Origin of the sequence: Aeromonas sp. S19(2024) (assembly GCF_041402625.1) — a bacterium.
Taxonomy (GTDB): Bacteria; Pseudomonadota; Gammaproteobacteria; order Enterobacterales; family Aeromonadaceae; genus Aeromonas; species Aeromonas caviae.
This window is the reverse complement of sequence record NZ_JBGLQU010000010.1, coordinates 61,252-74,701: the sequence shown is the minus strand read 5'-3', so window position 1 is coordinate 74,701 and position 13,450 is coordinate 61,252. Positions and strand designations below refer to the sequence as shown.

Annotated in this window: 12 protein-coding genes; 9 read left to right on the top strand and 3 right to left on the bottom strand. The window is 62.2% G+C overall.

Annotated features, from left to right (window positions below):
• Positions 1-96: 96 nt before the first annotated feature.
• From ACB037_RS17235 to ACB037_RS17225, 3 genes are all read right to left on the bottom strand, one after another.
• A complete protein-coding gene (locus tag ACB037_RS17235; RefSeq protein ID WP_039039663.1) occupies positions 97-1,194 on the bottom strand; it encodes a polyamine ABC transporter substrate-binding protein in 1,098 nt (365 codons plus the stop codon).
• A 54-nt stretch (positions 1,195-1,248) separates the two neighbouring features.
• Complete coding sequence (locus ACB037_RS17230) at positions 1,249-2,610, bottom strand: aspartate aminotransferase family protein (RefSeq protein ID WP_010676059.1); 1,362 nt, start codon at positions 2,608-2,610, stop codon at positions 1,249-1,251.
• A 291-nt stretch (positions 2,611-2,901) separates the two neighbouring features.
• Complete coding sequence (locus ACB037_RS17225; protein ID WP_010676060.1) at positions 2,902-4,233, bottom strand: glutamine synthetase family protein; 1,332 nt, start codon at positions 4,231-4,233, stop codon at positions 2,902-2,904.
• 462 nt (positions 4,234-4,695) lie between these two features.
• On the opposite strand from ACB037_RS17225, the gene ACB037_RS17220 reads away from it, so the two are divergent.
• The 9 genes from ACB037_RS17220 (at position 4,696) to malZ (ending at position 13,362) form a co-directional block, all read left to right on the top strand.
• Positions 4,696-5,082 (top strand): TraR/DksA C4-type zinc finger protein, encoded by a 387-nt coding sequence (locus tag ACB037_RS17220; protein ID WP_010676061.1) that lies wholly within the window; start codon positions 4,696-4,698, stop codon positions 5,080-5,082.
• A 156-nt stretch (positions 5,083-5,238) separates the two neighbouring features.
• The gene (locus ACB037_RS17215) at positions 5,239-6,099 is read left to right on the top strand and encodes a hypothetical protein (protein WP_010676062.1); all 861 of its coding nucleotides are present in this window, start codon (positions 5,239-5,241) and stop codon (positions 6,097-6,099) included.
• A gap of 191 nt (positions 6,100-6,290) precedes the next feature.
• Positions 6,291-6,737: a DUF962 domain-containing protein gene (locus tag ACB037_RS17210; protein WP_043153437.1), complete on the top strand. Its 447-nt coding sequence runs from the start codon at positions 6,291-6,293 to the stop codon at positions 6,735-6,737.
• Between the two features lie 21 nt (positions 6,738-6,758).
• Complete coding sequence (locus ACB037_RS17205; protein WP_371175651.1) at positions 6,759-7,238, top strand: CreA family protein; 480 nt, start codon at positions 6,759-6,761, stop codon at positions 7,236-7,238.
• A gap of 77 nt (positions 7,239-7,315) precedes the next feature.
• Positions 7,316-8,305, top strand: coding sequence for a 2-hydroxyacid dehydrogenase (locus ACB037_RS17200; RefSeq protein ID WP_042864752.1), 990 nt, complete (start codon positions 7,316-7,318; stop codon positions 8,303-8,305).
• Between the two features lie 104 nt (positions 8,306-8,409).
• The gene (yegD, locus tag ACB037_RS17195) at positions 8,410-9,771 is read left to right on the top strand and encodes a molecular chaperone (protein ID WP_371175650.1); all 1,362 of its coding nucleotides are present in this window, start codon (positions 8,410-8,412) and stop codon (positions 9,769-9,771) included.
• Positions 9,772-9,949: 178 nt separating this feature from the next.
• Positions 9,950-10,369, top strand: coding sequence for an META domain-containing protein (locus ACB037_RS17190; RefSeq protein WP_010676067.1), 420 nt, complete (start codon positions 9,950-9,952; stop codon positions 10,367-10,369).
• Between the two features lie 69 nt (positions 10,370-10,438).
• Positions 10,439-11,287 carry an HDOD domain-containing protein gene (locus tag ACB037_RS17185; RefSeq protein WP_039039670.1) on the top strand — a complete coding sequence of 283 codons (849 nt, stop codon included), beginning with the start codon at positions 10,439-10,441 and terminating at the stop codon, positions 11,285-11,287.
• A gap of 245 nt (positions 11,288-11,532) precedes the next feature.
• On the top strand, positions 11,533-13,362 hold the full coding sequence (malZ, locus tag ACB037_RS17180; protein WP_029314873.1) for a maltodextrin glucosidase: 1,830 nt from the start codon (positions 11,533-11,535) through the stop codon (positions 13,360-13,362).
• Positions 13,363-13,450: the final 88 nt, after the last annotated feature.

The following is a 13,450-nucleotide window of genomic DNA, read 5'->3' as shown; positions in this document are numbered from 1 at the left end:
ATTTTGCCAGTCGCGCATCCATACGCGCCGTCCAACCTGTCGGGTGGTCACCACCCTCCCGGCCGAACTGCGGACCGGGAGGGGTACTCGTCACTCTTACTTGCCTGACTTGATCTTGGTCCAGCTGCGGGTCATCAGACGCTGCACCTTGGCCGGCAGATCCGGGAAGGTGTAGATCTTCTTGAGGGTATCCGGCGTCGGGTAGATACCCGGGTCGGTACGGATCGCCTCGTCCACCAGCGGCGTGGCCGCCTTGTTGCCGTTCGGGAACTGCACCACGTTGGTGATGTTCGCGATCACGTCCGGCTTCATCAGGTAATTGATGAAGGTGTGGGCCGCCTCGACGTTCTTGGCATCCGCCGGGATGGCGATCATGTCGAAGAAGCTGCCTGCCCCCTCTTTCGGAATGGTGTAAGTCAGGCTGACACCGTTCTTGGCCTCGGCGGCACGCGCCTTGGACTGCTGCAGGTCACCGGAGTAACCCACTGCCACGCACAGGTTGCCGTTGGCCAGATCCGAAATGTACTTGGAGGAGTGGAAATAGGCGGTATAGGGACGGATGGAGAGGAACAGCTCCTCTGCCTTCTTCAGCTCATCCGGCTTCTGGCTGTCCGGCTTGAAGCCCAGGTATTGCAGGGCGGCCGGCAGCATTTCGGTCGGCGAGTCGAGGAAGGAGACACCGCACTCCTTCAGCTTGGCCATGTTCTCCGGCTTGAACACCAGATCCCAGGAGTCCACCGGGGCATCGGCCCCCAGCACGGCCTTCACCTTCTCGGCGTTGTAGGCATAGCCGATGGTGCCCCACAGGTAAGGGATGGAGTATTGGTTGCCCGGATCGCTCGGTTCGAGCGCCTTGAGCAGGTCGACGTCCAGGTTCTGCCAGTTGGAGAGTTTGGACTTGTCCAGCTTCTGGAAGACACCTGCCTTGATCTGCTTGGCCAGGAAGGGGTTGGACGGTACGACGATGTCATAGCCCGACTTGCCTGCCAGCAACTTGGCTTCCAGCACTTCGTTGCTGTCGAACACGTCGTAGACCACCTTGATGCCCGTCTCCTTCTGGAAGTTTTCCAGCGTATCCGGCGCGATGTAGTCGCTCCAGTTGTAGACGTGCAGCACCTTCTCGTCGGCCATCGCCCCGGTACTCATCATGACCAGCGCCACGGAAGCAGCCATCATTCCCTTTTTAAAAGACATAGTCCTTGTCTCCTAAGCAAATTGTATGCGTAAGCCAACCTGCCCGGTTCCCGCCTATTCCCGCAGCTTTGCAGCCGTCAGGTCCAGACTGAGCCTGGCCAGTTTGACCAATTCATCCACCTGTTCCTCGGTGATCACCAAGGGGGGCGATATGATCATGGTATCGCCGACAGCCCTCATCACCAAGCCATTGTTAAAACAGAACTCCCGACAGGTCATCCCGGCATGGAGCTCGGCCGGGAAGCGACGTTTCGTCTGCTTGTCCTGCACTATTTCCAGCGCGGCGACCAGGCCTTTTCCACGGGTTTCCCCCACCAGCGGATGGTCCGCCAGCTCAGCCCAGCGGCGCTGCAAATAGGGGCCGATACTATCATGAACTCGCTTAACTATGCTCTCCCTTTGCATAAGCTGGATGTTGGCAATGGCCACGGCGCAGGCGACCGGATGGCCGGAATAGGTGAAGCCATGGTTGAACTCGCCCCCCTCTTCCACCAGCACCCTGGCAACCCTGTCCCCCACCATCACGGCGCCCATCGGCAGATAGCCGGAGGTAATGCCCTTGGCCAGGCACATGAGGTCGGGTTTGATGCCAAAACCTTCACTGGCAAACCAGTGACCGGTGCGGCCAAAGCCGCAGATCACCTCGTCGGCGATGAGCAGGATGCCGTACTGGTCGCAGATGCGCTGGATCTCGGGCCAGTAGCTCTCGGGGGGAATGATGACCCCCCCCGCACCCTGGATAGGCTCGCCGATGAAGGCGGCCACCTTGTCCACCCCCAGTGCCAGGATCTTCTCTTCCAGCTGGCGGGCACGGGCCAGACCGAACTCGTGGGCGCTCATGCCCTCTCCCTCACCGAAGTGATAGGGCTGGTCGATGTGTACTATACCCGGAATGGGCAAGCCGCCCTGGGCGTGCATCCCCTTCATGCCGCCCAGACTGGCCCCCGCCACGGTGGAGCCGTGATAGGCATTGTGGCGGCTGATGATCACCTGCTTGTCAGGTTGTCCCTTGCTGGCCCAGTAGTGGCGCACCATGCGCAGCACGGTGTCGTTGCACTCGGAACCCGAACCGGTGAAGAAGACGTGGTTGAGGTGGGAAGGCGTGATCTCGGCCAGCAGGGTGGCCAGCTCGGCAGCAGGGGGGTGGCTGGTCTGGAAGAAGAGGTTGTAGTAGGGCAGTTGCTGCATCTGGCGGGTGGCGGCATCCACCAGCTCCTGACGGCCGTAGCCCATGTTGACGCACCACAGACCCGCCATCCCGTCCAGAATGCGCTTGCCTTCGGAGTCTTCCAGATAGACGCCTTCGGCCTTGGTGATGATGCGACTGCCCTTCTTGTTCAGGGCCTGAAAATCGGTAAACGGATGCAGATGATGGCTGGCTTCCAGTTGCTGCCACTCACGGGTGGTGTGCTGCATTGCTTGCTCCTCGGTTCCTTCGATTCGGCGAATCTTGTCGCCATTCATGAGGGCACGGGTGGCCTGCCCGGTCACTGCCATTCACGGGGCTGGCACTCTCTTGCCTGCTCGATGCCTTTCCATGGGGCGAACATCGTCGCCAGTTGATTGCAGGTGACGCCCCTCTCCATTGCGAGAGCGGGCCTCACCTATACTCGGTGCCTTCCGGGTCGCGGGCGCCGCCGCGAGACGGGCCTTCGGCACCTTGCTTGCGATATGACGGGGAGAGGCCTCGCCTCCCCCGGGGACAGATCAGACGTTCAGCAACAGGAATTCCCGTTCCCAGCGGCTGATCACGCCGAAGTAGGTCTCGTACTCCTTGCGCTTGACGGCCACGAAGGCGCGGATGAAGCGCTCCCCCAGCATGTCCTTGATGGGTTCACACTGCTCCAGGTGGCTCAGCGATTCCTCCAGCGAGCGGGGCAGGCTGTAGGGCAGGTCATAAGCACTCGCCTTCATCTCCTGCATGGGTTCGAGCTTCTCCAGCATGCCGAGGTAGCCGCAGGCCAGGGTGGCGGCCAGGGCCAGATACGGGTTGGCATCGGCCCCGGCGAAGCGGTTCTCGACCCGACGTGCGCTCGGTTCGGAGAAGGGGACCCGCAGGCCGCAGGTGCGGTTTTCCACACCCCACTGCACGTTGCGCGGCGCACTCTCGCCAAAGGTGAGGCGGCGGTAGGAGTTGACGTTCGGCGCCAGCAGGGCGGTCACTGCCGGGGTGTATTTCTGCAGGCCGGCGATGAAATGCATGAACAGATCGGAGTTGCCCCCTTCGCTGGTACCAAACAGGTTGTTGCCATCCATGTCTTCCAGGCTCTGGTGGATGTGCATGGCGGAACCCGGTTCGTTGCTCATGGGCTTGGCCATGAAGGTGGCATAGATGCCGTGGCGATGAGCGGCCTCGCGCATGGTGCGCTTGAACAGAAACACCTGGTCGGCGAGATCGATGGCATCCCCGTGCAGGAAGTTGATCTCCATCTGGGCGGCGCCGGATTCATGGATCAGGGTGTCCACCTCAAGCTCCTGGGCCTCGCAGTAGTCGTACATGTCCTCGAAGATGGGGTCGAATTCGTTCACCGCATCGATGCTGAACGACTGGCGGGCCGTTTCCGGGCGGCCGTTGCGGCCCACCGGCGGCACCAACGGATAGTCGGGATCTTCGTTGCGGGTCACCAGGTAGAACTCCAGCTCCGGCGCCACCACCGGCTTCCAGCCCTGCTTCTCGTAGAATGACAGAACCCGGCGCAGCACGGAGCGGGGAGCGATGTCGATGAGCTTGCCGTTGACGTCAAAGCAGTCGTGGATCACCTGGGCGGTGGGCTCCAGCGCCCAGGGTACGAAACGAATGGTGTTGGGATCGGGATAGAGCTGCATGTCCCGCTCCAGCGGGTCTATCATGCTGTCGTCATCCGGGTACTCGCCGGTCACCGTCTGGGTGAAGATGACCTCGGGCAGCCGCATGCCCCCTTCGCGCAGAAACTTGTTGGCTGGAATGATCTTGCCTCGGGCATTGCCGGTGAAATCCGGAAACAGGCACTCCACTTCCGTGATGCGATTGCTCTCCATCCAGCCCTTGATACTGTCCATGTTAAACCCCGACTTTACGGTTGCCATTGTCAAGGGTGTCTAATATAAGGAACACCCTTGTTAAGAAAATGTAATCGACCACACCATAAAAGCCCGTGATAAAGGCCTTTGTCAAGCAGCGGTGTTTAAAAAACTATAAACAACGGCCTGTATAATGACCAGCTCGGCACCAAATACTAAACACTTTGTGTCACGATCAGCCCACTGCAAGCTCGATGCCAACGGCGGCGGGATCTCGTTCGATACTCAGTCAGACCCTGTCGGAGAAGGCCCATTTCTTTGCAAGGGCGCACACTCCTTATCCAATTTCCTTTGCATGTCTGCATTTTTTTGGTACAAGGCCCGCCCTGATTTGCACTCTCCTGCATGGATTTGGTGCAAAACGGGATACAAGGGCTTGGTCTGACGACAGACAGCCCCCATCAATGGGTAACATTGGGAAACTGACTGGTAGCAAACCGTATGTGTGATTTCATGACAGAAGACCAACTGACCTTCTACAAAGGCCAGATCGAGCGACAAATCCTTGAGCTCGAAGAACGTCTCAACTCCCAGGCCAGCCAGGCTATCGCCACCGATACCAACGAGATGGCGGATGAAATTGACCGTGCCAGTGTCGAGGAGGCCCGTCGCCTGGAGCTGAACCGCATCGAGCACGACAAGTTGCACCTGCGCAAGCTGAAAGGGGCGTTGAAGCGGATCAATGAAGGGGATTTCGGCTATTGCGAATCCTGTGGCGACGAGATCTCTCTCAAGCGGCTGCAGGCCCGTCCCGAGTCCCGCTTCTGTGTTGAATGCCAGAGCACCAAGGAATTCAACGACACTCACGTGTTCCGTCGCGTCGCCTGATGCGGCGAACAAGCCCGGCCTCGGTACGAGCCGGGCACAGGGCAGGCCATGCCCGAAGATGACGCGGCCGGGTGATCCCCGGCCCCTTTCACAGCAAGAGCGTGACAACTTCTGTTAGACTCCGGGCAAGTCCCGGATCCTACAGGAGATCAAAGCGTGAAATGGCTCATCAGGCTGTGCTTGTGCCTGCCATTGCTGGCACAAGCACAGACGCTCACCGTCAAGGTCCCCAGCCGACCGATCAACGATCTCGACAACGAATACCAGCTCAAGCTGCTGGAACTGGCGCTCAACCACGCCGGGCAGCCCTACAAGCTGGAGCGGGTCGACCTCAATCTCAACCAGTACAGCCTCCAGCAGGCGCTTGCCAAGGGCAAGGTCATCAATGTGTTCTGGATGGGTACCTCCAGCGCGCTGGAATCCTCCCTCACCGCAGTGCCAATCCCGCTGTTTCGTGGCCTGGAAGGGCTGCGCCTCTCCTTCATTCACGCCGATGCCCAGGAGCGGTTCAACCAGATCAACACCCTGGCAGACCTCAAGAAACTGAAAGCCGCACAGGGGGTGGGCTGGGCCGACAACAAGATCCTGGAACTGGCAGGCATTCCCACCTATGCCGGGCGCTACAGCAACCTGTTTCGCCTGATGAATGACGGCGACAAGCTGGACTTCTTCCCCCGTGGTCTGGTGGAAATCTTCGCCGAACGCAGCGAGCTGGCGGCACAATATCCCAACCTGGTGATCGATCAGCACCTGCTGATCCGCTACCCCTTCGCCGAGTTCTTCTTCGTCAGCCCGGAGTCGCCGAAGCTGGCCAAGGCGATCCAGACCGGCCTCGAGCGTGCCTATGCCGACGGCAGCTTCATGGCGTTCTTTCGGGAGAACCCCAAGATCCGCGAGGCCCTGGCCAGCGCGAATCTGGAGCAGAGAGTCACCATCGCCCTGCCCAATCCCGACATGACCCCCTTGCTCAAAAGCATTCCGGCCCAATATTGGGAATATCCACCGTCGCAGGAGTAAACGGACACGATATCCGGCGTTGAGAATATCCACCGCTGCGAGCATAAACGGACACGGTATCCCGGCGTTGGGAATATCCGCCGCCGGGAGCGTGATCAGCCGCGGGTCATCCCATCCGGTGGGCGCAGCCCGCCGCAGACGCACAGGAACGCGAGGTCGCCCGGCCTCAATACGCGCACCAGGGAGGTGCCATGAAACGACTGGATGACTGGTTTCGCGACTACGGCCAGAGCCATCAACACCCCGTCAATGTGGCCATCCACAAGGTGGCGGTGCCAGGCATCTACCTCTGCATCCTGGCACTGCTCTGGTGCCTGCCCGCTGGTCCCCTGCCAGCGTCCCTCAACTGGGCGGAGCTGGCGGCCATCCCGGTGCTGGTCTTCTACCTGCGGCTGTCGTTGACGATCTTTACGGGGATGACGGCCCTGACCGCCCTGGGGCTGGCCTTCTGCCACGTCTGGCAGGGGCCGCTGCTGTGGCCTGCCCTTATCGGGTTCGTGCTGTTCTGGATAGCCCAGTTCGTCGGTCACCATATCGAGGGGAAACGCCCCTCCTTTCTCACCGACCTGCAATTTCTGCTGGTAGGCCCCGCCTGGGTGCTGGCCAGCCTCTATCGTCGTTTGGGCATCCCTTTCTGAGGGAGGCCAACAGGAGAGACCATGAGACATCTTCAGACCCTTGCTCGCACCCTGCCCCTGCTGCTGGGGGCACTGATGGCCGGCCCGGTGCTGGCCGACAAGGCCGATCCCGTCGGCGAGGTGAGCACCGCTTTCAAGCTGCTCGGCCCCAACCACAAGATCCTGGTGGAGGCGTTCGACGACCCGAAAATCGCCGGTGTCGCCTGCTATCTGGCCCGCCCCAAGACCGGCGGCGTCAAGGGCGGACTCGGGCTGGCGGAAGATCCCTCCCACGCCTCCCTCTCCTGCCACCAGATCGGCCCCATCACCCTGCCCGCCAGGCTGAAGGCGGGGGAAGAGGTGTTTGATGTCAGCACCTCGCTGGTGTTCAAGGAGCAGAAGGTGGTGCGTTTTTACGACGAGAAGCGCAATGCCCTTGTCTATCTGACTTACAGCACCAAGTTGGTGGATGGTTCGTACAAGAGTGCAGTGAGTGCCGTCCCCATCATGCCCTGGGATTGAAACAGCACCACTTATCCCGTGATGACGGTCACTATTTGTTGTAATTTAACCACATCATTATCTACGGAGAGCGCACCATGAGAGTCGCCGTTTTCAGTACCAAGAGCTACGACAAGGAACATTTCCACCAGGCCAACGCCCAGTACGGTTTCGATCTGGAGTTCTTCGACGTGCGGCTGGAGGCCAAGACGGCCCGTCTCGCCCACGGCTTCCCCGTGGTCTGCCTGTTCGTCAACGATGATGCCGACCGCGAAGTGCTGACCGAGCTGGCGCAGTACGGCACCAGGGTCATCGCCCTGCGCTGCGCCGGTTACAACAACGTGGATCTGGCCGCCGCCAAGGAGCTGGGACTCAAGGTGGTGCGGGTGCCTGCCTACTCCCCCGAGGCCGTTGCCGAACATGCGGTGGGCCTGATGATGACCCTCAACCGCCGCATCCATAAGGCGTATCAGCGCACCCGGGACGCCAACTTCTCCCTGGAGGGGCTGGTCGGCTTCAACATGCATGGCCGCACCGCCGGCATCATAGGCACCGGCAAGATCGGCATCGCCACCTTGCGCATCCTCAAGGGGTTCGGCATGCGCCTGCTGGTGAGCGATCCCTATCCGAACCAGGCGGCCATCGATCTGGGCGCCGAGTACGTGGATCTCGATACTCTATTCCGTCAGTCCGATGTCATCAGCCTGCACTGCCCCCTGTTCAAGGAGAACTATCACCTGCTGAACAAGGAGGCCTTCGCCAAGATGAAGGACGGGGTGATGATCATCAACACCAGCCGGGGCGGCCTGCTCGACTCCAACGCCGCCATCGAGGCCCTCAAGACTGCCCGCATCGGCGCCCTGGGGCTAGACGTCTACGAGGAGGAGGAAGACCTCTTCTTCGAGGACAAGTCCAACGAGGTGATCACCGACGACGTCTTCCGCCGCCTGTCTGCCTGCCACAACGTGCTGTTCACCGGTCACCAGGCCTTCCTGACCCGGGAGGCACTACACGCCATCGCCGACACCACCCTCAGCAACATCCAGGCCATCGAGAGCCAGGGCCGCTCTGACAACGAAGTGGAGTGATCCCTGAGGCGTTGTCGCCACGCCATTGATCCCGCCGCCGGGTTGTGAGACCCGGCGGCATCGGGTAGGCTACCAGCCCTTTTTTGTACAGGAGTCTGGCCAGCATGTTCATCGGATTTGATTACGGTACCTCCAACTGTGCCGTCGCCGTGATGGAACAGGGCAGCCCCAGGCTGCTGACCCTCTCCGGTTCCCATTACCTTCCCTCCACCCTGCACGCCCCCCACCGGGACGCCATCGCCGGCCTCCTGGCCGAAGGCCTGGCCCCCGTCCAGCAGAGCGAATACCTCAAGCTGCGCGGTCCCGTGGTGACCCGTGCCCAGGCGGTGCGCCGCCAGATGCGCGAAGAGGGACTCATCGACGAGCTGAGCTTCGGCGGTGCGGCGCTGGCGCGCTATCTGGAAGAGCCGGACGAGGGCTACTACATCAAGTCCCCCAAATCCTTTCTCGGGGCCTATGGCCTCAAGGCTACCCAGATCGCCCTGTTCGAGGACATTGTCTGCGCCATGATGCTGCACGTGCGCCGGGAGGCGGAGCAGCAGACGGGCAGCACCATCCGCCAGGCGGTGATCGGCCGACCGGTCAACTTCCAGGGACTGGCGGGGGAAGAGAGCAACCGCCAGGCCATCGCCATCCTGAGGGAGGCGGCACGCCTCGCCGGGTTCGAGCGGGTGGAGTTCCTCTATGAGCCGGTGGCCGCCGGCTTCGAGTTCGAAGCGCGCCTCACCGAGGATGCGGTTGTGCTGGTGGTGGACATCGGGGGCGGGACCACCGACTGCTCCGTGCTGCGCATGGGCCCGAGCCACCGTGACCAGCTGGATCGCAGCGGCGACCTGCTCGGTCACAGCGGCCAGCGCATCGGGGGCAACGACTTCGACATCCGCCTGACCGTTGAGGGCATGATGCCGCTGCTCGGCATGCACGAGACCCTCAAGACCGGCAAGCCACTGCCCCATCCCCTGTTCTGGGACGCCGCCGCCATCAATGACGTCAGTGCCCAGAGCCGTTTCTACAGCCTGGATACAGCACGTCAGTTGCAGGATCTCCAGCTCGACAGCCAACCCGGCAGCAAGCTCCCGCGCCTCGCCAGCCTGCGGGCCCACAAGCTGAGCCATCAACTGGTGTGGCGCGCCGAGCAGGGCAAGATCGCCCTCTCCGACCACGAGCACAATCACCAGACCCTGAACGAGCTGGAAAAAGGGCTGGAGGCGGCACTCACCCGCCCCCAGCTGGCCAGTGCTTCCGCCCCCTTGCTGGAGAAGATTGGCGAGCTGATGGACGAGGCTATCCTGGCGGCAGGCGTGCAGCCTGACCGGGTCTTCGTCACCGGCGGCAGTGCCCGCTCCCCCCTCATCAAGGCCTTCATCCAGCAGAAACTGCCCAAGGTACCGCTGGAGGGGGGTGATGACTTCGGTTCGGTGGCCTCGGGCCTCGCCCGCTATGCCGAGCGCCTGTTTGCGGACTGAGACGGCCAGGGGAGCCATGGGGGACCTGTAGACAGGTTCGCTCGGGGCGGGTGTTGCCATTTGCCGACACCCCCTCTTCCCCCGGGGCGACAGAAGCGGTCGGGCTCCTCCCCCCTCGCCCTGCCGCCTGGGCCCGGGGACAGGTATGCTTGTCATACCCACCACCGGAGCCCCTTCAATGCCCAGATACCTGCTACTGCTGCTCGCCCTGCTTCTGCTCAGCGCCTGCAGCAGTGCTCCCCGCTTTGCCTCGCAAGACCTGCAACACCATCACTGGGTGCTCGATCGGCTGGATGGCCAGGCCATCGCCAGCCGCCGCAGCAATCCCCCCGACATCGAGATCGGTGAGCACTTCACCGTCAACGGCATCGCCGGTTGCAACCGCTACTTCGGCCAGGGTCACCTCAAGGGGAACAAGCTCTGGGTCACCAGCCTCGGCAGCACCGCCATGGCCTGTCCCCCCGAACTCGATCTGATAGAGCAGGCCGTGCTCGCCACCCTGACGGAGGGGGCCACACTGAGCGGTTCCACCCAGACCCTGATCCTCCAGGGAAAACGGCACCGTTTGGAATACAGACTGCAAGACTGGGTGTACTAGGGCTCACAAAACCGCTCGCCAGCAGGAACAACTGGCCAGGCTGTGGCACAATATGAGGCATTGTTAGCAATGGAGGCTGCCTCAGCCATGTCGATGGATCGCCTGTTTGGCAAGATCAAGCAACTGCCCACAATTCCGAAACTGCTGCACGAGCTGATGCAGAGTTTCAACGACGAGAATGCCCGCATCGACGAGATCGCGGCCAAGATCGCCATGGACCAGGTGATCAGCGTCAAGGTACTGCGGATGGCCAACTCCGCCGCCCTGCGCCGTGGCAATGAAATCACCTCCATCGAACAGGCGGTGATCCGCCTCGGTTTCAACCGCCTGCGCTCCGTGGTGGTCGCCTCCGGCATCATCAGCAGCTTCAAGGCCCCCCCCGGCTTTGACAAGCTCCACTTCTGGACCCAGACCTTCCAGGTCGCCACCATTGCCCGCACCCTGGCACAGCAGACCACCTCGGTGGATCCCGAGACCGCCTTCACCTGCGCCCTCATTCACAACATCGGCGAGCTGCTGATCCAGAGCACCCTGCCGGAAGAGGCGGGGCTCATCAATCTGGCCATCGAGAAAGGCAGCAGCCGGGTCGATGCCCAGCGGGAGATGCTGGGTTACGACTATGCCCAGCTCGGCGCAGAGCTGGCGCGGCGCTGGAACCTGTCGCCCGCCTTCGTGGATGCCATCGCCCAGCAGCTCGACCCCCTCTCCCACGATCCGGTCAGCAAGGAGGCCGTGCTCATCCGGCTCGCCGTCTTCGTCTCCTTCGCCTGGCAGGCCGGCGTACCGGCACAGGCCATCATCGCCCGTTTCCCCAGAACCCTGGCTGACCAGCTGGGGCTGGATCCCGCCAGCCTGGCGGATCAGCTGGAGCAGCTCCACGAGCAGGGCAACGCCCTGGCCGATTTGCTGACCCAGTAGATGTACAACGGCCGATCAGCAGGAGCCGGATCCCCGTCTCATTCTGGCGGATCAGCTCGAACAGCTGCACGAACAAAGCAATGCCCTGGCCGATTTGCTGACCCAATAGCGTCACGGCAGACCGCCCAGCCAAGCCGGAAGCACCGTCTCATTCTGGCCGGTCGTCACATACACACGCCCATGGACGGGATAAGATGGCCTGCGCCCATCCCCCACTCCTGAGCCTCTCTGACACAGTAGATACCATGACCCATCCCTTCCTGTTTCACCCCCAGGCGGCACCCTGGTTCAAAGAGAGTGCCGACACCCTGCAGCTCACCCTGTTCAGCGAGCTGGACGCCCCCATCCGCGAGGTGTGGCTGCGCCACGAGCCGGACAACGAGGAGTATCTGGTCGCCATGACGCCGGTCGCCACCCGGGACAGGCTTCAGGTCTGGCAGGTCGAACTGCCGCTGGCCAGGGGGCAGGAGATCCACCTCTACTGCTTCAAGTGCCTCACCGACGAGGAGCAGTGGTGGCTGCACGGGGCGGGCGTCAGCGCTGCCATGCCGCCGCGGGAGCAGCATTTCCGCTTCAACAGCCATCACCAGCCCCCAGCCTGGGTACAGGATCAGGTGTTCTACCAGATCTTCCCCGACCGCTTCTGCAACGGCGACCCGTCGCTGAGCGTCAAGCATCACGAGTACGAGTACAGGGGCAAGGCGGTCATCAGCAAGGCCTGGGGCGAGCCGGTCAGCCGCCACGAAGAGGGGCACGGCGCCTGTGAATTCTACGGCGGGGATCTGGCGGGCATCGACGCCAAACTGCACTACCTGCAATCCCTGGGGGTGACGGCGCTCTACCTCAACCCCATCTTCGATTCGCCGAGCAACCACAAGTACGACACCCAGGACTACTTCAAGGTGGATGCGCACCTCGGTACCAATGCCCAGTTTGCCGAGCTGACCCGCAACCTGCACCAGCGCGGCATGAGGATCATCCTGGATGCGGTGGTCAACCACACCTCCACCGAGCACCCCTGGTTCTGCCCACCGCTGGGCGCCCAGAGCAACCCGGACTCCCCCTGGCGCAGCTTCTACACCTTCGATCAGGAAGGGGATTATGTTAGCTGGAAAGGGATCCGCAGCCTGCCCAAGCTGGATTTCTCAAGTGAACAGGTGCAGGACGCCGTTTATCGGGCAGACAACGCCATTCTGCGCTACTGGATGCGCGCCCCCTACCAGATCGATGGCTGGCGCTTTGACGTCATCCACATGCTGGGGGAGCGGGGCACTGCCGAGGGCAATCGCGGCCATGTACGCGCCATTCGCGGCGCGGTGAAGCAGGAGAATCCGGACGCCTACGTGCTGGGCGAGCACTTCTTCGAGGCGAGCCAGTGGCTGCAGGGGGATCAGGAGGACGGCGCCATGAACTACTACGGCTTCGCCCACCCCATCCGCGCCTTCCTGGCGGGGCAGGACATCGCCTATCACCCCATCAAGATCAGCGCCACCGAGCTGGATCACTGGCTCAAGCTGGCGCGGGCCCATATTCCGTTCAAGAACCAGCTGGCCCAGTTCAACCTGCTGGACAGCCACGACACCGCCCGCTTCCTGCACCTGCTGGGAGAAGACAAGCAGCGGATGCGACTCGCCGCGACCCTGCTCATCACCTACATCGGCGTGCCCTCCATCTACTACGGCGACGAGGTGGGGCTCTCCGGCGGCAACGACCCGGACTGCCGCCGCTGCTTCCCCTGGGATACCACCGACTGGGATCACGTGCTGCACGACCACTATCGCCGCCTGATCCAGCTGCGCCGCCAGCGCCCGGCCCTGCGTCGGGGAGACATCCAGACCCTCTACGCCGGCCCTCACAGCTATGTGTTCGCCCGTACCCTGCAAAGCGATCAGGTGGTGGTCGCCTGCAACCGCCACCCCACGGAGCCGCGCACCATCAGCCTGCCCCTGTGGCAGACCGCCAGCCCCGCCAGCCGCTTCACCGACGCCTTCAACGGCGACAAGTTCGAAGTGGTGCAGGGGGAGGTGCAGCTCACCATCCCGGCCAACTCCGCCAGGGTACTGCTGTCGAGCTAGGGATAGCGGCAATAGAAAACCGGCGCTCGGGGCGCCGGTTTTTTTATGCCTGCATCCCCCGAAGTGGCGGATGCTGCCTCATCGCTAT